The organism is Amycolatopsis pretoriensis, assembly GCF_900107925.1.
GTDB lineage: Bacteria > Actinomycetota > Actinomycetes > Mycobacteriales > Pseudonocardiaceae > Amycolatopsis > Amycolatopsis pretoriensis.
In genome coordinates this window covers 260,015-281,159 of sequence record NZ_FNUJ01000003.1, presented here as the reverse complement: position 1 = coordinate 281,159, position 21,145 = coordinate 260,015, and the positions used below count along the sequence as shown (strand labels likewise).

At 71.8% G+C, this 21,145-nt stretch carries 21 protein-coding genes and 1 tRNA gene; 6 read left to right on the top strand and 16 right to left on the bottom strand.

Translation table 11 applies throughout. The features are described from left to right. Positions 1-51: 51 nt before the first annotated feature. From bcp to BLV96_RS13695, 5 genes are all read right to left on the bottom strand, one after another. Positions 52-525 carry a thioredoxin-dependent thiol peroxidase gene (gene bcp / locus BLV96_RS13715; RefSeq protein ID WP_086679786.1) on the bottom strand — a complete coding sequence of 158 codons (474 nt, stop codon included), beginning with the start codon at positions 523-525 and terminating at the stop codon, positions 52-54. 16 nt (positions 526-541) lie between these two features. Beyond that, positions 542-1,084: a hypothetical protein gene (locus BLV96_RS13710; RefSeq protein ID WP_086679788.1), complete on the bottom strand. Its 543-nt coding sequence runs from the start codon at positions 1,082-1,084 to the stop codon at positions 542-544. A 192-nt stretch (positions 1,085-1,276) separates the two neighbouring features. After that, on the bottom strand, positions 1,277-1,459 hold the full coding sequence (locus BLV96_RS13705) for a hypothetical protein (protein ID WP_086679790.1): 183 nt from the start codon (positions 1,457-1,459) through the stop codon (positions 1,277-1,279). 135 nt (positions 1,460-1,594) lie between these two features. Further along, a complete protein-coding gene (locus BLV96_RS13700) occupies positions 1,595-2,482 on the bottom strand; it encodes a hypothetical protein (protein WP_086679792.1) in 888 nt (295 codons plus the stop codon). A 49-nt stretch (positions 2,483-2,531) separates the two neighbouring features. After that, positions 2,532-3,422 (bottom strand): AraC family transcriptional regulator, encoded by an 891-nt coding sequence (locus tag BLV96_RS13695; RefSeq protein WP_091389169.1) that lies wholly within the window; start codon positions 3,420-3,422, stop codon positions 2,532-2,534. Between the two features lie 140 nt (positions 3,423-3,562). On the opposite strand from BLV96_RS13695, the gene BLV96_RS13690 reads away from it, so the two are divergent. Further along, positions 3,563-4,642, top strand: a complete 1,080-nt coding sequence (locus BLV96_RS13690) for an aldo/keto reductase (protein WP_086679897.1) — start codon at positions 3,563-3,565, stop codon at positions 4,640-4,642. 1 nt (position 4,643) lies between these two features. Here the strand turns inward: BLV96_RS13690 and BLV96_RS13685 are convergent, their stop codons facing one another. Beyond that, entirely contained in the window at positions 4,644-5,561 is a 918-nt protein-coding gene (locus BLV96_RS13685; RefSeq protein ID WP_086679899.1) for a helix-turn-helix domain-containing protein, read from the bottom strand. Positions 5,562-5,631: 70 nt separating this feature from the next. On the opposite strand from BLV96_RS13685, the gene BLV96_RS13680 reads away from it, so the two are divergent. After that, positions 5,632-6,579: a saccharopine dehydrogenase NADP-binding domain-containing protein gene (locus tag BLV96_RS13680; RefSeq protein ID WP_086679902.1), complete on the top strand. Its 948-nt coding sequence runs from the start codon at positions 5,632-5,634 to the stop codon at positions 6,577-6,579. Here BLV96_RS13680 and BLV96_RS13675 read toward each other — a convergent pair. Beyond that, positions 6,572-7,498, bottom strand: coding sequence for an AraC family transcriptional regulator (locus BLV96_RS13675; RefSeq protein WP_086679904.1), 927 nt, complete (start codon positions 7,496-7,498; stop codon positions 6,572-6,574). The two genes, BLV96_RS13680 and BLV96_RS13675, sit on opposite strands and share 8 nt — an antisense overlap. Positions 7,499-7,582: 84 nt before the next feature. On the opposite strand from BLV96_RS13675, the gene BLV96_RS13670 reads away from it, so the two are divergent. Then, on the top strand, positions 7,583-8,440 hold the full coding sequence (locus tag BLV96_RS13670) for an NAD(P)H-binding protein (protein ID WP_086679906.1): 858 nt from the start codon (positions 7,583-7,585) through the stop codon (positions 8,438-8,440). Here BLV96_RS13670 and BLV96_RS13665 read toward each other — a convergent pair. Together BLV96_RS13665 and BLV96_RS13660 are read right to left on the bottom strand one after the other, a co-directional pair. Beyond that, positions 8,430-8,807, bottom strand: coding sequence for a hypothetical protein (locus BLV96_RS13665; RefSeq protein WP_086679908.1), 378 nt, complete (start codon positions 8,805-8,807; stop codon positions 8,430-8,432). The two genes, BLV96_RS13670 and BLV96_RS13665, sit on opposite strands and share 11 nt — an antisense overlap. A 151-nt stretch (positions 8,808-8,958) precedes the next feature. Beyond that, positions 8,959-9,032, bottom strand: a tRNA-Leu gene (locus BLV96_RS13660). 97 nt (positions 9,033-9,129) lie between these two features. Here BLV96_RS13660 and BLV96_RS13655 point away from each other — a divergent pair. Continuing rightward, positions 9,130-9,351 carry a DUF3618 domain-containing protein gene (locus tag BLV96_RS13655; RefSeq protein WP_086679911.1) on the top strand — a complete coding sequence of 74 codons (222 nt, stop codon included), beginning with the start codon at positions 9,130-9,132 and terminating at the stop codon, positions 9,349-9,351. Positions 9,352-9,357: 6 nt separating this feature from the next. Here the strand turns inward: BLV96_RS13655 and BLV96_RS13650 are convergent, their stop codons facing one another. Beyond that, positions 9,358-9,771 carry a hypothetical protein gene (locus BLV96_RS13650; protein ID WP_208608246.1) on the bottom strand — a complete coding sequence of 138 codons (414 nt, stop codon included), beginning with the start codon at positions 9,769-9,771 and terminating at the stop codon, positions 9,358-9,360. A gap of 205 nt (positions 9,772-9,976) precedes the next feature. Further along, positions 9,977-10,576 carry a TetR/AcrR family transcriptional regulator gene (locus tag BLV96_RS13645; RefSeq protein ID WP_086679915.1) on the bottom strand — a complete coding sequence of 200 codons (600 nt, stop codon included), beginning with the start codon at positions 10,574-10,576 and terminating at the stop codon, positions 9,977-9,979. A 72-nt stretch (positions 10,577-10,648) separates the two neighbouring features. Here BLV96_RS13645 and BLV96_RS13640 point away from each other — a divergent pair, with 72 nt between their 5' ends. Further along, positions 10,649-12,106 carry a flavin-containing monooxygenase gene (locus BLV96_RS13640; protein WP_086679917.1) on the top strand — a complete coding sequence of 486 codons (1,458 nt, stop codon included), beginning with the start codon at positions 10,649-10,651 and terminating at the stop codon, positions 12,104-12,106. A gap of 48 nt (positions 12,107-12,154) precedes the next feature. Here the strand turns inward: BLV96_RS13640 and BLV96_RS13635 are convergent, their stop codons facing one another. The 3 genes from BLV96_RS13635 to BLV96_RS13625 form a co-directional block, all read right to left on the bottom strand. Next, positions 12,155-12,625, bottom strand: coding sequence for a helix-turn-helix domain-containing protein (locus BLV96_RS13635; protein WP_086679919.1), 471 nt, complete (start codon positions 12,623-12,625; stop codon positions 12,155-12,157). Positions 12,626-12,831: 206 nt separating this feature from the next. Next, on the bottom strand, positions 12,832-14,487 hold the full coding sequence (locus BLV96_RS13630; protein WP_091389167.1) for an LCP family protein: 1,656 nt from the start codon (positions 14,485-14,487) through the stop codon (positions 12,832-12,834). A gap of 133 nt (positions 14,488-14,620) precedes the next feature. Beyond that, the gene (locus BLV96_RS13625) at positions 14,621-16,783 is read right to left on the bottom strand and encodes a phospholipase A2 (protein ID WP_086674910.1); all 2,163 of its coding nucleotides are present in this window, start codon (positions 16,781-16,783) and stop codon (positions 14,621-14,623) included. Positions 16,784-16,943: 160 nt separating this feature from the next. Between BLV96_RS13625 and BLV96_RS13620 the strand changes: the two genes are divergently transcribed. Beyond that, positions 16,944-17,825, top strand: a complete 882-nt coding sequence (locus BLV96_RS13620) for a hypothetical protein (protein WP_244180214.1) — start codon at positions 16,944-16,946, stop codon at positions 17,823-17,825. Between the two features lie 3 nt (positions 17,826-17,828). Here BLV96_RS13620 and BLV96_RS13615 read toward each other — a convergent pair whose 3' ends face one another. Both BLV96_RS13615 and BLV96_RS13610 read right to left on the bottom strand, forming a co-directional pair. Then, entirely contained in the window at positions 17,829-19,259 is a 1,431-nt protein-coding gene (locus BLV96_RS13615; RefSeq protein ID WP_086674908.1) for a sensor domain-containing diguanylate cyclase, read from the bottom strand. A 302-nt stretch (positions 19,260-19,561) separates the two neighbouring features. Next, on the bottom strand, positions 19,562-20,821 hold the full coding sequence (locus BLV96_RS13610; RefSeq protein ID WP_086674907.1) for an MFS transporter: 1,260 nt from the start codon (positions 20,819-20,821) through the stop codon (positions 19,562-19,564). Between the last annotated feature and the right edge of the window lie 324 nt (positions 20,822-21,145).

Below are 21,145 nucleotides of genomic sequence, written 5' to 3'. Positions count from 1 at the left end.
ATGTTTCCTGGCGGACCGGGGGAGGACAAGCCTGCAAGCGGGTGGAAGAACTCAAGAAGCCAGGCCGAGGTCCCGGATCAGCTTCGCCACGTGGCCGGTCGCGCGGACGTTGTAGAACGCGTTCGCGATCTTGCCGTCCGCGTCGACCACGAACGTCGAACGGATCACGCCCAGGTACGTCTTGCCGTAGTTCTTCTTCTCGCCGTACGCGCCCCATGCCTCGATGACGCCCTTGTCCGGGTCGCCCAGGAGCGGGAACGTCAGGCTCTCGTTCGCGGCGAACTTCGCCAGCTTCGCCTGCGTGTCCGGGGAGATGCCGATGACCTGGTAGCCCGCGTCGTTCAGCTCGGCGAGGTTGTCGCGGAAGTCGCACGCCTGCTTGGTGCAGCCCGGGGTGCTCGCCGCCGGGTAGAAGTACACGACGACGGACTTGCCGCGGTAGTCGCGCAGCGAGACGTCCTTGCCCTCGCTGTCGGGCAGGGTGAAGTCGGGGGCTTCGTCGCCGGGGGAAAGTCGCTCGGTCATGGGGCCGAGCGTAGCGTCAGGCCGGGCCGCAGTAGGTGACCGCGGCGGGCTCGGTCGCGCTCGGGCGGATCTGCAGCCGCAGCTGGGCCGGCTCCTGCGGGACCGCGAACGCCAGCGTGACGCGCACCGAGCGGCCCGGCAGCACGTCCTTGCCCGCGTCCGCGATGCCGGTGAACCCCTGGGTCGTGTCCACGACCTGCTTGACGGGGCTGCCCGACTTGGTCGCGGTGACCGTGAGGCCCGAGAGCTTGTACGTCGTCGCGCCGTCGTTCGTCAGCTCGACGTCGAACGCCGCGCCGCGGGGGCTGTGCGGGTAGGCCGACGCGCTGGGCTGGAACGACTTCGGCGAGCCGACCGAGATGGTGAGGCCGCTGGCGAACCGGTGGTCGGCGCCGAACTTGAGGTCGTTGCCCGCCTGTGAGGCCGACGCTCCCGCGCCCGCGGGCGAACCCGCGCCGAGGGCCGCGGTGCCGTCCTGCGCCGAAGGGACCCCGCACGCCACCGCCAGGGAAAGCAGTCCTGTGGTGAACATGATCTTGCACGTGCGCGCGAGCGCCATCGCGGGTACTCCAGTCGGCGGGTCGGGGGTGCCGTTCGGCAACGGGGCGTGCCGGGCGAACCCGCTCCACTCTGGCCGTGATCGCGCGGGGTTACGAGGAAACACAGGGGGTTGTCGCGCACCTGGTGCCGCCCCGTGGCCAATCCGTGACCGGAACGGCACGGGTGGTGACAATCACCACCGACATGCCACTTAAACGGCGAGTGCCAACAGCAGGATGAAGATCGCCACGCCGGCCACCCACGCGGCCATCAGCCAGCCGAAATCGCGGACCGGGTCGACCGCGCGGCTCTCCTCGCCGGGCACGTAGACGCCGCGTTCCTCGAACCAGTCGGCCCAGCGGGCGAACCAGCTCAACGGGTTGCGCGACGACATGCCTCACCTCCGGGCGCGAGCGTTCCCGTCACAGTACGGGGTCGGCCGGGCACACCGTAAGGCGCCGGACCGGTCACCGCCGGTGATTCCGATGTGCCACGGCCGAGTGAAGCTCCATATCGCCCGTGTAGAAGCTCAGACGACTCCGTTGCGCTGCAGGATCGACACCGCACGCACGGTCGCGTAACCACGCCATTCGAGCTCCGCGGCGGGCGAATAGCTCGCGAAGTCGACGCGCCAGCCGCCGTCGTCCTGCTGCTGCCCGGCGAGCCGCTGAAGCTCCGCGTCGATGACGGCGTCCGCGAACAACGCGCGGGCCGGGCGATCTGGCAGCGGCGCGAAGTCCAGTGCCCGCAGCGTTTCCCCTTCCGAACCGCCGGCCACCGGGACCAGCCCGTCGGGCGAGACGTACGCGGCCAGCCGGTCCAGGAGCGGGGCCGCTTCGGCGTGGAAGTCGTGCGCCGCGTCCACCATGCCCACCGCGAACGACAACGCGATCGCGTGCGGTGCTTCGGAAAGGCCGCGGATCTCACGGAAGCAGTAGTCGGTCGCCGCGGCCAGCCACGGGTGCTCACGCACCGCGCGGTCGTGGCGGGCGACGCGCAGGGCTACCCCGGCGGCGAACGCCGTGCTCTGCAGCGTCGCCTCCTTCGGGTCGGCCTGGACCCAGAAGGGCGCGCAGCCCGCCGGGTCCGCCACGGGCAAGGCGAAGGGCAGGCCACCGTCCGGGGTCGACACCGAGGCCAGCCAGTCGCAGAGCCGGGCCGCGTGCGGGGTCGTGTCCGGGCCGAGGTCCTCGAAGACCTCGAAGGCGTGCAGCGCGCCGCCGGGCTGGCTTTCCGGCGCCCGCAGGTCGGGCTCGAGGCCCCAGCCGTAGCCCCCGTCGGGGTTGCGGTAGCCGTCGACGGCGGCCAGCACGGCGTCGGCGTGGGTTTCGCCGCGGAGCAGCTCGAAGCGGCGTCGGTCGAGGAGCCGGGCGTGCGTCGCCATGAACGACGCCGCCGCGGAAAGGTTCACAGCCATGTGCCCAGCGTCGCACCGGCGCGGGCGCGGGTCTTGAACGGATCGGACGTCAGGGCAGCCGCGGCCCCGGGGCGGCCGCCGCGCGCAGCCGGGCCGCGTCCTGGCCGGGCGGGGCGCCGAAGAGGCGGCGGTACTCGCGGTTGAACTGCGACGGGCTGTCGTAGCCGACGATGTGCCCGACGCCGGCGACGTCGCCCGCGTCGGCCAGCAGCAGCGAACGGGCCTCCTGCAGGCGGATGCGCTTCTGGAACTGCAGCGGGCTCATCGCCGTGACCGCGCGGAAGTGCCGGTGGAACGCCGACGGGCTCAGCCCGCTCAGCCGCGCGAGCTCGTCGATCCGCATCGGTTCGGCGAAGTTCTCGCGGATCCACCGGATCGCGCCGTTGATCGAGTGGGACCCGCTGTCGGCCAGGCCGATCTGGCGGAGCAGACCGCCGTGCGGGCCGGTCAGCAGCCGCCAGAGGATCTCCCGCTCGATCAGCGGGGCGAGCACGGGCGCGTCGGCGGGGTGGCCGACCAGCCGCACCAGCCGGACGACGGCGTCGAGCAGCTCCGGGCTCGCGTCCCCGGTCGCGATCGGCGACGCCGGCGGGGTGCGCGGGAACCGGCCCGGCGGGGCTTCGAGCAGCAGCGGGGCGATGGCCGCGGGCCGCAGCGCCAGGCCCACGCCCAACGCCGGCGTCTCCGGTGTCGCGCCGAGGAAGTGGCCGGTCACCGGCAGGTCCGTGCCGACCAGGAGGTACTGCCCGGCGCGGTAGGTGTGCACCTGCTCGCCGAGCAGCAGGCGCTTGCCGCCCTGGGCCATGACCACCAGCAGCGGCTCGGCCAGCGAGTGGTGCGGCTCGCTGGTGTCCACTTCGGACAGCAGCAGGCCCGGGATCGGCGTGCGCAGGTCGGCGCGCGCGTGGGTGGCGACGAGGTCGCGGAGCTCGGTCAGCACGCTTCCAGGGAAGCACGGCCGATTGTCGTCGACAATCCACTGTGCGCGGATCGTGCAAGGACCCGCGTCGATCGATCTACCGTTGAGCTGGGTGTTCGCGGTTTCCTGGTGGTGTCAATCCGACACCGGAGGAGAGTTCCATGCCACTCGACCACTACGTCACCCTCGGCCGCTCCGGGCTGCGCGTCAGCCCGTTCGCGCTCGGCGCGATGACCTTCGGCGAGGACCCCGGCGGCGCGGGGTGCAGTGTCGAGGAGTCCGAAAAGATCCTCGCGACCTACCTCGACCTCGGCGGGAACTTCGTCGACACGGCCAACTTCTACACCAACGGCCACTCCGAGAAGATCCTCGGCGACTTCTTCGCGGCGCGGCCGGGCCTGCGCTCACGCGTGGTGCTGGCGTCGAAGTTCTTCGGCAACATGTTCCCGGGCGACCCCAACGGCGGCGGCGCCGGCCGCGCGTCGATCATCGCCCAGCTCGACGAGTCGCTGCGGCGGCTGCGGACCGACCACCTCGACCTGTACTGGCTGCACAACTGGGACCGCCACACGCCGACCGAGGAAACCCTGCGCACGCTCGACGACCTCGTGCGCGCGGGCAAGATCCGGTACGTCGGCTTCTCGAACACCCCGGCGTGGGTCACCGCGCAGGCGCAGACGACCGCGCTGCTGCGGGGCTGGACGCCGCTGGTCGCGCTGCAGGTCGAGTACTCGCTGCTGGCGCGGACGGTCGAGGGGGAGCTGGCACCGTTCGCGCTCGACCAGGGCCTCGCGCTGACACCGTGGAGCCCGCTGAAGAACGGCTTCCTGTCGGGCAAGTACCGCCGCTCCGGGGTTCCCGATTCGGCGCGCGCCGCCTTCGTCGGCGGCCCCACGGAGGAGGAGTTCGCCGTGCTCGACGTGGTGGCTTCGATCGCTTCGTCGTTGGAGACGACGTCCGCGGCGGTTTCCCTGGCGTGGCTGCGCGCGCGGCCGGGCACGGTGGTCCCGATCGTCGGCGCGCGCCGGCTCGAGCACCTGACGGGCAACCTCGCGGGCCTCGACGTGACGCTCTCGGCAGCTGATCTGGCCCGGCTGGACGAGGTGTCCGCACCGACGCTGGACTACCCGGCCCCGATGCACGGCGCCCAGCGGGCGATGCTGCAGTTCGCGGGGACGACGGTCGACGGCGAACCGTCCACTGTGTACCCGCCGCTGCTGCAGAGCGACGTGCGCTATTGACCTAACCGCGGAAGGTGCGGCGGTAGGTGTCCGGGGGCACTCCCACCGTCCGGTTGAAGTGCCGGCGCAACGTTGTCGCCGTTCCCATTCCGACCGCCGCCGCGATCGTCTCCACCGGTGAGTCGGTGTTCTCCAGCAGTTCCTGGGCCCGCCTGATCCGTTGGACCAGCAGCCACCGCAACGGTGTCGTGCCCGTCGCCGCGTGGAAGTGGCGGGTCAGGTGCCGTGTGCTCACCTTCGCCTGGCGGGCCAGGTCCTCCACCGTCAGCGGCCGGTCGAGGCGCGCGGTGATCCACGGGAGCAGCGCGGCCAGCGGGTGGTCGTCGCGGGCGGGGACCGGTGTGGCGACGTACTGGGCCTGGCCGCCCGCTCGGTGCGGGGGCACGACCAGGCGGCGGGCGACCGCGTTGGCGGCCGCGGGGCCGTGGTCGGCGCGGACCAGGTGCAGGCAGAGGTCCATCGCCGCGGCCTTGCCCGCCGACGTCAGCACGCTGCCGTTGTCGACGTACAGGACGTCCGGGTCCACCGTCACGCTGGGGAACCGGGCGGCGAGGACGTCGGTGTGCGCCCAGTGCGTCGTCGCGCGGAGGCCGTCGAGCAGGCCGGCGGCGGCGAGCACGAACGCGCCCGTGCAGAGGGACGCGACCCGCGCGCCGGCCGCGTGGGCCGCGCGCACCGCGGCGACCAGGTCGGCGGGCGGGTCCGCGTCGACGTCCGCCCAGCCGGGCACGAGCACCGTGCCCGCGTGCGCCAGCCGGTCGAGGCCGGCGTCCGGCTCGAGGAGGAACCGGCCGACGCGGACCGGCGCCGGTCCGCAGACGGCGAAGTCGTACCGCGGGTCGTCGCCGAACACCTCGGACGCGATCGTCAGCTCGAACGACAGCATCCCGTCGGTGGCGGCCAGCGCGACAGCGTGCATGTCCGAAAGTGTACGCAGGACGTCGTTCCGGACACTGTCGCGAGCGCGGAACGATCGCGAGGATTGCCGCATGACTTCGGTACTGGTTTACGGCGCTTACGGACACACCGGCCGCTTCGTGGTGGCTGAGCTGCGCGAACGCGGCTTCACGCCGGTCCTTTCCGGTCGCGACGCGGCGAAGCTTCCGGGCGGCCGGCCGGCCTCGGTCGACGACCCGGCGTCGCTCGACCGCGCGCTGGAGGGCGTCGCCGCGGTGATCAACTGCGCGGGCCCGTTCGCGGCGACCGCGCGCCCGGTGATCGAGGCGGCGGCGCGTGCCGGCGTGCCGTACGTGGACGTCGCGGCGGAGATCGAGGCCAACCTCGACACGTTCGCGCTGGACGTCGCCACGCCGGTGGTGCCCGCGATGGCGTTCTTCGGCGGTCTGGCGGACCTGCTGGCGACGGCGGCGATGGCCGGCTGGGCGGCGGCCGACGAGGTCCACGTGGCGTACGGCCTGAGCGGCTGGCACCCCACACCGGGCACCCTCGACGCGGGCCGGGTGTCGCGGGAACGCCGTGGCGGCAAGCGCATCCGCTTCGCGGGCGGCCGGCTGGAGCACCGCGAGGACGCGCTGCCGTCGCTGGAGTGGACGTTCCCCGAGCCGCTGGGGACGCGGCCGGTGCTCGGCGAGTTCTCGATGGCGGACATCGTGACGATCCCCCGGCACCTGAAGGTCGCGGACGTCACGAGCTACATGACGGCCGACGCCGCGAAGGACCTGGCGGCGGCGAACGAGCGCGACGCGGCGGAGGAGTTCGTGGTGGAGGTGGTGGTCCGCGCGGGCGCCGAGGAGCGCCGGGCGGTGGCGCGCGGCGAGGACATCTACGCGGTGAGCGCACCGCTCGCGGTCGAAGCGGTGGACCGGATCCTGAGTGGACGGACGAAGGCGACGGGCGTCGCGTCGGCGGGGGAGATGTTCGACGCGGCCGGCTTCCTGAAGGCCCTCCACCCGCACATTTCGGTGGAGCTCAGCTGAGTTCGGCGCCGCGGTAGCCACCCGGGGTGGTGGCGTACTCGCGCCGGAACGCTTTGGAGAAGGCGAAAGCCGACCCGTACCCGACGGCCGCGGCGACTTGGGCCACGGGCCGATCGGACTCGCGGAGCAGCTGCGCGGCGGTGGTCATCCGCCACCGCGTGAGGTAGGTGAGCGGAGGTTCACCGACGAGGGAGGCGAACCGCCGGGCGAAGGCGGCCCGCGAGAGGCCGGCGGCGGCCCCGAGCTGTTCGACGGTCCAGGCGCGGGCGGGATCGCCGTGAATGGCGGCGAGAGCCCGCGCGGTCGCGGGATCGGCGAGCGCGCCGGACCAGCCGGGCGAACCGGCGGTCTCCCCGAGCCAGGCCCGCAGCATGTAGACGAGCAGGGCGTCGACGAGCGAGGGAGCGACCACGGCGGCACCGGGCGGATGAGCGGCGAGCTCGTCGCCGAGGAGCTGCACGAGCGCCCGCAGCCCGGGATGCCGGCCGGGCGCGGCGGGCAGGTGCAGCACCTCGGGCAGGTCCCGCAGCAGGGGGTGCGGCCGATACCGGCGCAGCCGGTAGGCACCACAAACCACGGTGGCACGAGCGCCAGTGCCAGGAAGCGAGACGCGTCCGAAGGGCGTGGCAGCGGACGGCCGAGTGGGCCGGAAGTCGACCAGGGGAGTTCCGGGCGTCGAGGTCATGGCGTGCGGAACACCACGCCCGAGCAGGACGACGTCGCCAGGTCCGAGTTCGACGGGCTCGAAATCCGGGCCGTCGGGTAGCGGGGTCAGCCAGGAGGTGCCCTGCAGGACGACGTGGAAGGAAGCGCCCGTGGTGTGGTCGAAGCGCAGCCCCCAGGGAGCATGGGCCTCGGTGTGGGCGGCGACGGGAGTACCGGCTCGCAGGGCGCCCAGAACATCGGCAAGCACATCCATGAGTCCACAATAGCGAGACGATCGGACAAAGTAGCGAGAGTTTGAGCCATTCACCGTCTCGCCGAGTGACCATAGCGTGCAGCCATGACAGTGTGGATCGAAGGTGCGACAGGCAAGGCCGGAAGACGCGTGGTGGAGGCGTTGACGGCAGCGGGGGTCCCGGTACGGGCAGCGAGCCGCCACCCCGGCGAACCGAGCGCTTCGGTGACGCCGGTGAGGTTCGACTGGTACGACGAGTCGACGTGGACGCCGGCGGTCGGAGACGCGGAAGCGGTGTTCCTGAAGGGTCTGGACAGCGACGACGACGCGGCGGCGATCATGACGCGCTTCCTGGCGGCGAGCTCGGTGAGCCAGGTGGTGCTGATGTCGGCGGTGGGCGTCGACCGGACCCCGGAGGTCGCCCCGCGCCGAGCGGTCGAGCTGGCGGTGGAGCGTTCGGGCAGGAGCTGGACGATCTTGCGCCCGAGCTGGTTCCTGCAGAACTTCGACGAGGACGAGTGGGTGTTCGCCGGCGCGTTGCGAGAGAAGAACGAGCTGTACGCGGGAAGCGGCAAGAGCAGGGTCGGCTTCACGGACACGAGGGACCTGGCCGACGCGGCGGTGGCGGTCCTGACGGAGGAAGGCCATGAGGGCCGCGGCTACACGATCACGGGCCCGGACCAGCTGACGTTCGGGGAGATGGCGGAGCTGCTGGCCGAGGTGTCGGGCCGCCCGATCCACCACGTGGACGCGACCCCGTCGGAGCACCGAGCGCACTTCGCGAAATCGGGCCGCCCCGAAGCCTGGGTGAACCACATGCTGCACCTGTTCGAGCTGGTGAGGGCAGGGGTGTTCAGCCCGGTGACGGAGGACTTCGAGCACCTGACGGGCAAGAAGCCGCGAACGCCGAGGCAGTACGCCGAGGAGAACTGGCAGCCCCGGGCGCTGCCGGCTAAGGGTTGATTGTCCAGGTGAACGAGGTCGTGGCGGTCCGCTGATCGATGGTGTCCTTCACGGTCCCGTTGACGGTGTAGTAGCCGGCTGCCGTCGGCGTGCCGCTGATGTTCGCGAAGCCCGTGTAGGTCAGGCCTGGCGGCAGGCCCGTGATGTCCCAGGCACAAAGCAAGTTCTGGTGGTAGCAGTAAAGCTGCACCGGAGTGACCGGGACGCCGGCGGTGCCGGTCTGGGGGCCGGGGTTGCTGGCCGTGAGAGGCGGCTTCGGATCCGCCGGGCGCACGACGGCCGCGGCCTCCTGGGTGGCCGCCACCACCCCGCCGGACGACAGCACCAAGGCCGCCACGAATGTCAGCGATCGCTGTGACCGGCGCATTTCCCCTCCTGGATCCCGAGCTCCGCCCACGGCGGGCAGCCGTTGATCGGCAACGTCCCGAGGGTAAAGATCCGGATCGCCCCGAGACGTCTCTCATCGTGCGGCCACGCTTGCGTCGAATCCGGAGCGGTGCCGAGCGGGAAGCGGAAAGTGGGCCCGGAGAGACTCGAACTCTCACTGGCATGGACCTAAACCATGTGCCTCTGCCAATTGGGCTACGGGCCCGGTGCACTTGGCAGCGTAGCGTGCGGCGTGGCCCGTGCGGGGGACGCGGGGCGGTCGTCTAAGTTGGGTGGGGTAGTTCCAGCGGCGAGGAGGACACGTGGCTCGCGATCCGGAGACGATCGAGCGTGAGATCGAGCAGGCGAGGACCGCTTTGGCGGCGACGCTCGATCAGCTGACCGTCAAGGCCGACCCGAAGAAGCTCGCCGATGCGGCGCAGCGTGGGGTGCGTGCGAAGCTGGACAACCCGAAGGTCAAGTACCCGTTGATCGGTGGCGGGATCCTCGTGGTGGTCCTGTTGGTGCGCAAGCTCCTGAAGTAGGCCTTCTCAGGCGCGGGCCTGCTCGGCTGCTTTCTCGGGCTGGGCGGGCTCCGCTGCCGGCTTGCTTTCCTCGACCGCTTTGGGGAGCTGCTTGCTCGGGGGCAGCGCCGGCTTCTTCTCCGCGACGGCCTTCTGCTGCTTGGGCACGCTGCCGGGCGGCGGGACCTCGAGCGGGGGCAGCTTGGGGAGGGTCAGCCGGGCGGTCATGTAGGCCTGGGTGAACTCGAACGCGCTGCCGTTGAGCAGGTGGACGACGGTCGTCTTGCCTTCGCCGCCGAGCTCCTCGACCAGCTGGTCGGCTCGGTCGCGTGCGGCGATGATGCCGGGTGCTCGCGCCGTCAGTTCCTTGCCCTGGCCGCTGACCGTGATCGCCCAGTCGGCGTCTTCTTGGCTGTACGTCGCCGTGATCATTTCCACCATCTGCCTCACGCCCCTCTCCCTCTCCAGCATGCTTTACACAACCGTGACGCGGCTACCGCATTCCCATGACGCGGTACACGCGCCCCCTCTCGGCTGCGAAAAGTCCAGCACACTTTCTACCGTGTCCTCGACACCGTAGAGCAACTCTGTGTCACACGACACGACAGCGCTGAGTAACGACCGAATGGCCTAATGCACTTGCATTTTACCGTGCACGGTGCTGGAGGCCACTCCACAGCACGTCCATGGCGTATCCGGTGGCCGTCTCGGGGTCCACTTCGTCGTGGCGCTCGCACCAGATCGCGAGCCGTTCGCACGCTCCGACCACGAATTCCGCGGCCGCTTCGGCCCTCAGGTCGTCGCCGCTGTCGAAGTGGCCGCTCATGAGGGCGGCGATGAGGTCGGTCTGCTGGCGGCGGGTCTCCTCGACCTCGTCGGCGGCCGGCGTGCCGATCAAGGCCATCTCGTGGCGCAGCAGGGACCACGCCTGGCGCCGCTCGCGGATGAAGACGAAGAAGGCCAGCAGGCCGCGGCGCAGGGCGTCCTCGGCGGTGGCCGCGCCGACCGTCGCCTGCTCGGTGACCTCGCGCAGGACCGACCGGGACTCGCGGATGCAGGCCAGGAGCAGGCCTTCCTTCGAGTTGAAGTACTCGTAGAGCATCGGCTTGGAGACGCCCACGAGCTCGGCGATCTCGTCCATGGACGCCGCCGCGTAGCCGCGGGCCGCGAAGACCTCTTCGGCGACCTCGACCATTTGCCGCATCCGCTCGGCCCGGGGCATGCGCTTGCGCTTCGCGGTCGTCATGGGCAACACTCTACCGGCAGTAACCTACTCCGAGTAAGATGGACGACGGGTAACAGGCAACCGGGAGGCGCGATGGGAAACCGCACGGAGACCGGGGTCGTCATCGTCGGGACCGGGTTCTCCGGTCTCGGCATGGCGATCCAGCTGCGCAAGGAGGGGCGCGACGACTTCGTCATCCTCGAGAAGGCGCACGACGTCGGCGGCACGTGGCGGGACAACAGCTACCCCGGGTGTGCCTGCGACATCCCGTCGCACATGTACTCGTTCTCCTTCGAGCAGAACCCGGGCTGGTCGCGGGCGTACTCGCCGCAGCCGGAGATCTGGCGGTACATGCGCGAAGTGGCCGACAAGCACGACCTGCGCCGGTTCACCCGCTTCGGCCAGGAGATGACCGGCGCCCGCTGGGACGCCGACGAGAACCGCTGGCACGTCGCCACGAGGGGCGGCGACGAGTTCGTGGCGGACGCCCTGGTCGCCGGGGTCGGTGCCCTGCACCTGCCGATGGTCCCGGAGTTGCCCGGCATCGAGAACTTCGCCGGCCCGGCCTATCACTCCGCGCGGTGGCGTCACGACGTCGACCTGAAGGGCAAGAAGGTCGCGGTGATCGGCACCGGCGCCAGCGCGGTCCAGTTCGTGCCGAAGATCGCGCCGGACGTCGAAGAGCTGACGCTGTTCCAGCGGACGCCGCCGTGGATCATGCCGAAGGCCGACCACGAGATGTCCGGGCGCACCCGCGCGTTGTTCAAGGCGTTCCCGCCGGCCCAGCGCGCCTACCGGAACCTGCTGTACTGGCTGCTCGAAGCGCGCGCGATCGGCTTCAACGGCCAGTCGTGGGTGATGAAGCTCGGGCAGCGGCTCGCCAAGCGCAACATCGACCGCGCGATCACCGACCCGGCCTTACGGCGTAAGGTCACGCCGGACTACACCATGGGCTGCAAGCGCGTGCTCATCTCCAACGACTACTACCCGGCGCTGGCCCGGGACAACGTCGACGTCGTGACCGACGGCGTGCGCGAGGTCCGCGAACACAGCGTCGTCGACGCCGCCGGGGTCGAGCACGAGGCCGACGTCATCGTCTACGGCACCGGCTTCCACGTCACCGACGCCTTCGACGACCTGGAGATCGTCGGGCGCGACGGGCGGAACCTCGGCAAGGAGTGGGCGACCGAGGGGATGCGGACGCACCTCGGGATCACCGTCGCCGGCTTCCCGAACCTGTTCTTCCTGCTCGGCCCGAACACCGGGCTCGGGCACAACTCCGTCGTGTTCATGATCGAGGCCCAGATCTCCTACGTCGCCGAGGCGCTGCGGCTGGCGCGCGGCCGGGCGATCGAGCCCAAGCCCGAGGTGCAGGAGCGGTTCAACACCGCGATCCAGCGCAAGCTCGCGAAGGGCATCTGGACGCGCGGCGGCTGCAAGAGCTGGTACCTGGACGCGAAGGGCGTCAACCGGACGATCTGGCCGGGCTTCACCTGGCGGTACTGGCTGGACACGCGCAAGGTGCGGCGCGAGGACTTCCTGGTCGGCTGACCGGGCGCGGTCCCCGCCGGCGGAGGAGGCCGGTGGGGACCGCGGGGATCAGCGGGAGGCGTAGCGGCGCAGGCGCGCGATCAGGTCGACGGTCGGCAGCCCGCACAGCTCGGCCATGCGCTCCAGCGCCGGCAGGTCGAGCGCGATCTCGCCCGCGCCGTGCTCGCCGGCCTGCTGCAGCCGGTCCTCGGCCCAGCGGCGCAGCGGCAGCAGGTCGTCGGAGGCGTCGGCGACGACCTTGCGCAGGTCGACGCGGACCCGGCCGGGCTCGTCGACGAACACGCGGCGGTGCACCTTGGCCAGCAGGTCCTGGGGCAGCTCGTCCATCGCGACGCACAGCTCGACCAGGCGCACCACGGAGCACTGTCTGGTGCCCAGTTCGTAGGTGGCCAGCGTCTGCAGCGAAATCTCGCTCTGCAGGTGCTGGTTCAGCTCCTTGCGCGTCCAGCCTCGGCTGCGCCTGAGCTTGCGGAGCTCGTCTCCGAGAATCCGCTGATACTCCTCAGCGTCGATCAGCACATCAATGTCCCCTGCCGTGCTCTCCCGCGGCACCGGTACGGAAGTGACAACTTTCCCGTGCAGGTGCACCCTCACCTTTATGTAAGTGCGCAGGAGGCCGGCCCTTACGCGAATCCGGGCATGTCTTTGATACCGATTGCGCGAGTTAGGCCGATCGGGTTAACGACAGGTGGCTGAGCGTGCAAATTGCAGTCTGCGACTGGCTTTCAGTTGACGCAGGGGACGCCTTCGGCGGTGATCGGCTTCTCCTCGTCGGCCGGCGGCGGGGCCGGGGCCTGCGACGTCGCGCCCGCGGCGGCACCGGACCCGGCGCTCGCGTTCGAGCTCTCGCCCTCGTAGTCCGAGCCGAGGAACACCATCACGTGTCCCGCCTGGACGCTCTTGTCCTCCTGGACCGTCGGCGAGCCACCGAGGGCTTCGGCGACGGCCTGGCCCTTGTCCTTGCCGCCCTTCGGCACCCAGATCACCGTGGTCTTGCGCGCGGTCGCGTTCGCCGTGTCGCCGGAGGTGAAGCCCTTGGCCTCCAGGGTCTTGGCGACGCTCGCGGCCAGGCCGGTCTTGCCCGAGGCGTTGCGCACGTCGACCGTGGTCGCCTTGTTCGCGGGGTCGGCCTGCTGCGCCGGCGGCGTCGTGGCGCCCGGCTGCGGCCCGGCGAGGCTCTGCACGAACTGCTTCACCTCGGCCGGGTCGACCTGGATGGCCGTGCCGTCCTCGGGGGTCTTGTACTCGATGTTCTTCACCGGGATCGTGCGGAACTCGAGCTGGCCGCCGGTCAGGCCCTTCATCTGCTGGGCGAACCCGAAGATGTCCCAGTTCTGGTTGAGCACGACCGACTTCTTGATGGCGTCGATCAGGTCGGACAGCTTGCCCGGGTTGGTCAGCGTGCCTGCCGAGAGCACCTTGCGGGCCATCCCGGCCATGAACACCTGCTGGCGGACGACCCGGTCGAGGTCGCCGTTGGGCAGGCCGTGGCGCTGCCGGACGAACTCGAGCGCCTGCACGCCGGAGATCGTGTGCTGGCCCTTGGTGAAGTCCGCGCCGGAGTACTGGTCCTTGACGTTGTTGTTGAGGCAGACGTCGACGCCGCCGATGGCCTTCGTGATGTCGCTGAAGCCGAGCAGGTTGACCGCGGCGTAGTTGTCGATGGTGGACCCGGTGAGCTTCTCGATGGTCTCGATGAGCTCCTTCGCCCCGGCCTGGTTGGCCTTGACGTCGAGCTCCTTCGGGTCCGTGACGCCCTGCTTCTGCAGGTCCTTGCGGGCCTGCAGCATCGCGCGGGCGTAGGCGGAGTTGATCTTGTGCTTGCCGTAGCCGGGGATGTCCACGTAGGAGTCCCGCGGCAGCGACATCGCGACGGCCTTGCTGCCGTCGTTCGGGATGTGCACGAAGATCAGCGAGTCGGTGTTGAGCTCGCCGTCGGAGTCGCCGGCGCGCAGCTCGTCGAGCACCTCGCGCGAGAGCGGGTTGCCCTGGGCGTCGGTGCGGCTGTCCAGGCCGACCAGCAGGATGTCGCGGGCGCCGTCGGCGGGCTTGTCGCCGCCACCGCCGTCGCTGATCACGTTCGCGTAGTTCAGCCCGTTGACCAGGCCCTGCATGGCGGCCCACGCGTACCCGGTCAGGCCCATCACCAGCAGCGACACGACGGCCAGCGCGATCTTCGCGCCGCGGAAGGAGTTGCGGCGGGCGCGCGGGGCGGGCTTCGGCTGGGGCCGGCGGGCCGGCGGAGCGCTCCGGCGCGCGTCCGCCGGTTCACGGCGGGGCGCGGGGCGGCGGGACGGCGGGGTGCCGCGCCGGCCTGGCTCGTCCTGCCAGGGCCGGGCGGGGCGGCGGTCGCCTTGCCCGTTCCGAGGCGGGTGATCCACGCGGGCGACTCCTCACTGCTTCGATCGGTGGTCCTGGGGTTGGGACGCATGGTGCCCGCACCTGGTTGCCGTAGCGTTACACATCCCCCTGTGAATGTGGCACGCACCACCCAGTTTCCCGCATCCGCGCCGGTTACGCCTGGTCAGGGAGCCGGATCGGCGTCCGGCGGGCCGGCAGCAGCGTGCCCGCCGCCGCGAGCAGGGCGAACCCGGCCGTCGCCGCGTGGAGCGTGACGCCGAGGAGCTCGGACGTGCCGCCGCCGTCGGCGAACAGCAGCGAGGGCGCGCAGGCGAGCGCCGTGGCGAGCCAGGTGCCGGTCGCCGCGCCCGCCCCGAGCCGGATCGCGTGCAGCAGGAACACCCCGAGCAGCAGGTGCACCAGGCTCTGGATCGGGTCGAGCCGCAGGCCCAGCAGGTCGGCGTCGGCCGCGACTCCGCCGAAGCGGGTCAGCGCGAAGCCGAACACGCCGAGCGTCGCGTAGCCGATGCCGAACGCGGCCGCGGCCCGCGTCAGGACGACCGCCCGGCGGCCGGGGAGCTCGGCCGCGCGGGGCCGCCGTCCGTGGTGGCTGTGCCGCTCGAACCACCAGAAGACCAGGGTCGCGGGCACCGCGAGCAGCCCGACCGCGACCAGCGTGCGCGGCCGGACCAGCCAGCTCAGGCCGTCGGCGATCCGGCCGGGCAGGTAGACGACCGCGACCAGCAGCAGCATCGCGGCGAGGAACGCCAGGTAGAGGCTCATCGGCGCGCGCACGACCAACCGGCACACGGCGGTGACGCGCGGCCGGTCGCCGAGCCTGCCGAGCGGGCCGGCCACGAGCCCGAGCACGCCGAGCTGGACCAGGCCGAGCAGCAGCACGCCCCACGGCGGCGCCGACAAGGCCGCCGGGGCGCCCGGGCTGCCGAGCAGGACGGGCGGCCCGGCCCGCAGGACGCTCGCCACGGCAAGGCCCGCGACGCCGGTGGCGGCGGCCGCGGCGAGCAGCCGTCGTGACGGGCGTACGCCGTCGGCGTGCGCGAAGGCGAGTTGCTGGGCGAGAAGCGCGAGGGCGAACGTCGCCGCGAAGCGGGGCAGCGGCGAGCCGGTCGCGTCCGCGGCCAGTTCGCCGCCGACGACCAGCACGAGCAGCCCGGCCGCCGCGCTCACCGGGGCCCGGCGGTGCAGGGCCAGCAGCGGCGGCGCGCAGACGATCGTCAGCAGGTAGACCCCGAGCAGCCACAGCGGGTGCAGCGCGATCCGCATGACCGTCGCCGTCGTGCCGGCCGGGATGCCGAGCAGTTCGAGCGCGAGCGGCGTCAACAGGGCGACGACGGCGAAGATCAACGCCGGGCGCAGCAGCGGGCTCGCGCGTTCGGCCAGGTAGTGGCGGTAGCCGCCGCCGTGGTCCTGCTCGGCGCGCCAGCCCGCCGCGTTGGCGTGCCCGCCGGCGAAGAAGATCAGCGGGGCGAGCTGGGCGAGCCAGGTCAGCGGCCAGAGGGACGTCTCGGGCGCGCCGGCCCAGTGCGCGAGCGCCGTCACCGACTCGCCGACGAGCAGCAGGACGACCCCGCCCGCGCCGAGCAGCGCCCACCGGGTGACCTCGGCGGGCGGGCCAGCGGTGACCGGCACGCGTGGTTCGCGCCGGGCGCGCAGCCAGCCGCGCAGCCGGAACACGAGCAGGCAGGCGATCACGAGCACGCCGGCGACCATCGGGCCGATCGGGTCGCCGACCGGCGGGCCCCAGCGCTGGTGCCACGAGTTGACGACCAGGCCGGCGGAGTAGAGCGTCGCGACGACCCGGCAGGTGGCCGCCGAGTTCATCGGGTTGAGGTCGCAGGCGTGGTGCATGTCGTGCGACAGCTGGTTGTCGAGCGCTTCGCGGACCTCGGGGCCGAGCGGGTGGCCCTTGCGGTCGGCGTAGCGCAGCAGGTCGTAGCCGAGGTCGTGCGCCTTGCACGGCACGGCGTAGTCCCACTTCGTGTTGTCGTCGCCCCACGGCGTCGAGCAGCCGCCGTCGGTGTGCACGGCGCGGACGGTGCCGTCGCGGGCCGGCATCGCGCCGGGGGTGACGCCGCTGAGCGCGGTGAAGTCCTTCGGCAGCCGGGCGAGCGCGTCCGGGTGCGGGCCGGGGTGGACGAGCGCCTCGATGGCGTTCTGCGCGGCCAGGACGTCGCCGGTGGGCGGGCCCTGGTCCGGCGGCGCGGGCGGGCGCGAGGCGATCAGGCCGAAGGCGAAGACGACCAGCAGGACCAGCAGCAGCCAGCCGGACGTCGACCAGGGTCGGCGGACACGCGGCGGCTGGGTCGGGGCTGGCATGGTCCCAGGGTGCCAGCCCCGTCCCGGCGGCGACACGGGGCTAACCCCCGGAATCGCGTTGCCCGATCGGGTGGCGCTCGGACTGCCCCTTCTTACGTTCCTTCCCCGCTTCGAGCCGGGGAGAATGACGGCGGGGGTGCGGCGACCGGGAGGGCGTGCGGTGGGCTCGCTTGTGGTGCCCGTGGAGAACACGGTGTGCGCGTTGCGCCGGCTCGCTCCCGGCGCGGCGTTGCGCTCGCCGGCCTCCCCGGACCTGCGCGTGCTGGCGCGGGCGTTGCGTGCGTGCGCGCCGGCGGAGCTGGCTTCCGCGCGGCCGGGGACGGTGGTGCGGGTGGTGCTGGCCGCGCAGTCGCGGGCGCTCGACCGGGCGATGACGGGCCTGTTCGGCTCGGAAGCACCGGAGGCGGCCCGGCTGGTGCGCGCGGCCCGGTTCAGCGGACGCGGCCCCCAGCTGTCGCGGGTCCGGGCGGAGCCGGGGTTGCGGGCGGCGGCGCTGGGCTGGGCGTCGGCGACGGGTGCCCGGTTGCTGGCCGCCTCGCTCCGGGGGGTGCCGCTGGTCCCGGACGCGGCCGACGGGCGGCACGCGGCGGAGCTGGCGGTGGCGGCGCTGCTGCCGCGGGCATCGGCGGACGGCGAGGCCGTCGAGGTCGCCGGCGTGGCCGGTTTCCTGGAGGCCCGGTCGCTGCGGGTGGGCGACGGCGGCTTCCGGGTCGACGTCCTGGCGGATCCCCCGGTGGAACTGGCCGGCGACGCTCCGGTCCTGCGGGCGCTGTGGTGGAACGGCCTCGGCCGGGTGACGGACGACCTGGGGTACGAGTACTTGATCGTGGGCAAGGACCCGGAGGGCACCGGGGTGGTGCGCCACTGGTGCCACCCACGCCCGGCCCCGGGGGCGACGGTCCTGCGGCTGGAGTCGGCGGGGTACCGGGGCGAGAGCCTGCGGCTGGCGTCGGCGGTGGCGCACGGGACGTCGGCGGAGGTGCTGGTGAAGCGCGAACTCACGGTCCGGCTGGCCGACGCACCCGGCCGCACGCCCTCGTGAGCGTCAGGCTTCGGTGGGGCTCGGGAGGCCGCCGCCCGGGGTGTCCGGGGCGAAACACACCTGGTCGCGGCCGTTCTCCTTCGCCAAGTACACCGCCGCGTCCGCCGATTGCAGCAACCTCTCCAGCGTGTCCCCGTGGCGGGGGTGCCGGGCCACGCCGATCGACGTGGTCCGGTCGGCGATCGTGGCGGGATCGCCGCGCTTGTCCGTTGTCACGATATGCAACTTGGCAATGGCAACGCGTATGCGTTCGGCCGCGTCCCACGTCGACTCCTCGTCGATGTCCGGGAGCAGAATGAGGAATTCCTCACCCCCGAAACGGCCGACCAAGTCGCTCGGTCTCGTCACTTCGTCGAGGGTTTGCGCAACCGTCCGGAGCACGTCGTCGCCCGCCGGATGTCCATAGGTGTCGTTAATCCACTTGAAGTGGTCGAGATCGACCATCAGCAGTGCCAGTTGATCACCCGATCGTGCGGTCCGTTCGAGTGCCCGCTCGGCCGACTCCGACCAGCCGCGCATGTTGAGAATCCCGGTTTTCGGGTCGGTCCGGACGTCGTTCTGGAGCTGGTCGAGTTCCGCGAGCCGATTGAAGACCACGGTGACCACGGCCATCACCGCCACCATCGGCGGCACAGCGGCGAGCAGGATCGCGGTCACCGCCCCCAGGCCGATGGTGATCGCTTCGAGCGTGTTGTCGGCGGGGCTGCCGAGGACGTTACGAACCGTGCGCCCGGCGGGGGATCCGAGCAGCAGGACCCCGCCCACGTACGCGATCTGGATGGCCTCGTAGATGAGCCCGGTGAGCACGATCGTGCCCGACTCGCGGAGGAAGCCGCCCCAGTCCGGCGAGCCCGCCAGGTGCGGTCCGAGCGACGTGTAGGTGACGTGCGCGAGCGTCGCCGCGAGGCCGTGCGTGATCGACGAGAAAAGGAAGTTGTTGGCCGGCCGCCGCGCGATGAACCAATGCTGCGCGCGGATGACGGCGATGACGAAAAGAATCAGCGGGACCGGCAGGATCATCGCCGCGGAAAACGTCCAGACGGCGGTCAGGTCGATCAGCACCGTTTTCGTGCGGCTGCGTCGCCGCTCTTCCTGGCGCTGGGTCAATTGGATGTGCACGGTGGCCCCGGCGGCCAGGATCGCGCAATTGATCCAGTCGTTTCCGGACGGAATGGGGGACCGCGCGAACGCCACGGCGATAACGGCGAGGGCGACTGCTTGGGCCGCGAGCATGAACGCGATCTGGGGCGGCCGGCGGCGCCACAGCGCCCAGTTGCGCGGCCGGTACGGGTGGTCGGCGCGGAGGGTCGCCGGTGGACCACCGGTAGTGGCCGCCGGCCCGTCCGTGGTCACGCCCCGTTCCGCTTCGGTTTCCCGGTGCGCCGGCGCCGGGTCACCCGGCCCGTGCGGGTCGCCGTCCGGTCCTGGATGCAATTGGTCACCTCCTTTCCAGCCTAGTCGTCGCCTTGAGTAATCTCATCGGTACCTGGCAGAGTGTTCACGCATTCCGCGGCCGGGTATCATCCCACAGCAACACGCCTGCCAAGGGCCCGGAGGAACTGCCGGGAACGCGGCGGAAAAGGTTCTCCGAGACTCTCCCCGCACGGAGGTGGCCCCCATGCGCAACCGCGACTTCTGAACCACCCGCGAATTGTCGTCCGTGAATGTCGTTCATGATCTTGTCCGCACGGAGAGGTGGCGTCCGATGGCCAACCGTGACTTCTGATCCGGTCCGCTCATGACGGCCGCGGTTCCGGTTCCGCGGCGCCCACCCGGCGCCAGGACAACGCGACCGGCACCGCCAGCAGCAGTCCCACCGCCCCCGCGAGCGCGATCGTCGCGTGCGCGGACCCGAGCCACTGGGCCACGAGCCCGCCGATGCCCACGCCCACACCCTGGGCGACCCGCAGCCCCGTGCGGTAGAGCCCGCCGGCACTGCCCCGGATGTCATTGGGCACCCACGTGATGAACGTGGCCGACACCGTGATGACGTACGCGCCCGTCGCGCCGGCCAGCGCGAGCAGGACCAGCGCGACCGCGAGGCTCGGCCGCAGCGCGAACGCCGCGAGCGCGGCCAGCGGCAGCGCGGCCAGCACCCCCAGCAGCCGGCGCCGGTGCTCCGTCGAGACGAACCGCGAAAGCAGGAACGTCCCGACGACGAAGCCGAGCGGATCGGCCGCCAGCAGCCAGCCCACCGCCTGATCGCCCGCGCCCAGCTGTGCGGCGAGCGGCGCGGCGAGGCCCTCCGGGATCACCGCGAGGCCGACGAGCCACGACAGGTAGAGCAGCACCCGCAGCCGTTCGTCGCCGAAAACCTGCCGGACGGCGCCGAACCACGGGGCGCCGCCGTCCCCCGCGGCCGGTCGCCGCAGCACCGCCAGCCGCACGGCGACGGCGGCGACGAGGAACGTCAGCGCGTCGATCGCCAGCGCCCACGACGTGCCGAGGCCGGTCACCAGCAGCCCGCCGGCGGCGAGGCCGGCCAGCATCGCGGTGTTGTTCGTGATCCCACGCAGGTCCTGGCTCTGCAGGTAGACGTCGTCGTCGCCGAAGATCTCGCGGCCGAGCGCGTTCTGCGCCGCGTTGCCCGGCGCGTTCGCCAGCCGGGCGAGGACGAAGAGGACGAACAGCCAGCCCATCGGCATCCCGGGCAGCGCCATCAGCCCGATCAGCACGGCCTGCGCGAGCGAGCCGGACACGAGCACCGCGCGCCGCGGGAACCGGTCCGCGAGCTGGGACAACCCGAGCCCGCCGGCGAGCGCGGGCAGGAACGTCAGCGCGTAGACGACGGCCGACAGCAGCGGCGACCCGGTCCGGTCGAAGACGAGGATGGCCAGCGCGACGATGGTCAGCTGGTCGCCGAGCATCGACTGCGTTTCGGCGAACCACAGCGCGCGGAACTCGCGGTTGGCCAGGACGGCCCGGAGGCGGGGGGTCGCGCGCGTCGTCACCTCGTAACCACCGTCCCCCGATCGAGTGAATGGGTGCGCTCGCATTGTGCCTCGTGTGTGACGACCCCGTCCGGTGGAGTCACACTCGTCCGCCCGGAAGCACTGTCAGTATGCCGCCGATTACCCGCCGGTGTCCCCGGAACGGCTCCGCGCAGCTCCCTTCGGAGCCGATCGGGTTACGCCCCCTTCGGGGTCCGGTGATTGGCCGTGACCGGCCCGCGGGTACCTCCGGGCTGATCGAACCGGATTCGCTCGGCGCAGGGCGGCGGCCGCTCGTCGTCGCGACGATGCCCCACTGGACCGAATGGGCCAAGACTGGACAGCAGAGCCGGCCGGGGTGGACGGACCGCGCCAATGGCGGCGCGCCGC

What these genes read in the sequence shown, in the direction of transcription:
- BLV96_RS13640 (WP_086679917.1), top strand. Translation starts at nt 10,649, where the DNA reads ATGGGAAACCGCACGGAGACCGGGGTCGTCATCGTCGGGACCGGGTTC.
- BLV96_RS13650 (WP_208608246.1), bottom strand. Translation starts at nt 9,771, where the DNA reads ATGGTGGAAATGATCACGGCGACGTACAGCCAAGAAGACGCCGACTGG.
- BLV96_RS13700 (WP_086679792.1), bottom strand. Translation starts at nt 2,482, where the DNA reads ATGGCTGTGAACCTTTCCGCGGCGGCGTCGTTCATGGCGACGCACGCC.
- bcp (WP_086679786.1), bottom strand. Translation starts at nt 525, where the DNA reads ATGACCGAGCGACTTTCCCCCGGCGACGAAGCCCCCGACTTCACCCTG.
- BLV96_RS13610 (WP_086674907.1), bottom strand. Translation starts at nt 20,821, where the DNA reads ATGCGAGCGCACCCATTCACTCGATCGGGGGACGGTGGTTACGAGGTG.
- BLV96_RS13710 (WP_086679788.1), bottom strand. Translation starts at nt 1,084, where the DNA reads ATGGCGCTCGCGCGCACGTGCAAGATCATGTTCACCACAGGACTGCTT.
- BLV96_RS13670 (WP_086679906.1), top strand. Translation starts at nt 7,583, where the DNA reads ATGACAGTGTGGATCGAAGGTGCGACAGGCAAGGCCGGAAGACGCGTG.
- BLV96_RS13685 (WP_086679899.1), bottom strand. Translation starts at nt 5,561, where the DNA reads ATGCACGCTGTCGCGCTGGCCGCCACCGACGGGATGCTGTCGTTCGAG.
- BLV96_RS13690 (WP_086679897.1), top strand. Translation starts at nt 3,563, where the DNA reads ATGCCACTCGACCACTACGTCACCCTCGGCCGCTCCGGGCTGCGCGTC.
- BLV96_RS13625 (WP_086674910.1), bottom strand. Translation starts at nt 16,783, where the DNA reads ATGCCAGCCCCGACCCAGCCGCCGCGTGTCCGCCGACCCTGGTCGACG.
- BLV96_RS13665 (WP_086679908.1), bottom strand. Translation starts at nt 8,807, where the DNA reads ATGCGCCGGTCACAGCGATCGCTGACATTCGTGGCGGCCTTGGTGCTG.
- BLV96_RS13705 (WP_086679790.1), bottom strand. Translation starts at nt 1,459, where the DNA reads ATGTCGTCGCGCAACCCGTTGAGCTGGTTCGCCCGCTGGGCCGACTGG.
- BLV96_RS13645 (WP_086679915.1), bottom strand. Translation starts at nt 10,576, where the DNA reads ATGACGACCGCGAAGCGCAAGCGCATGCCCCGGGCCGAGCGGATGCGG.
- BLV96_RS13675 (WP_086679904.1), bottom strand. Translation starts at nt 7,498, where the DNA reads ATGGATGTGCTTGCCGATGTTCTGGGCGCCCTGCGAGCCGGTACTCCC.
- BLV96_RS13680 (WP_086679902.1), top strand. Translation starts at nt 5,632, where the DNA reads ATGACTTCGGTACTGGTTTACGGCGCTTACGGACACACCGGCCGCTTC.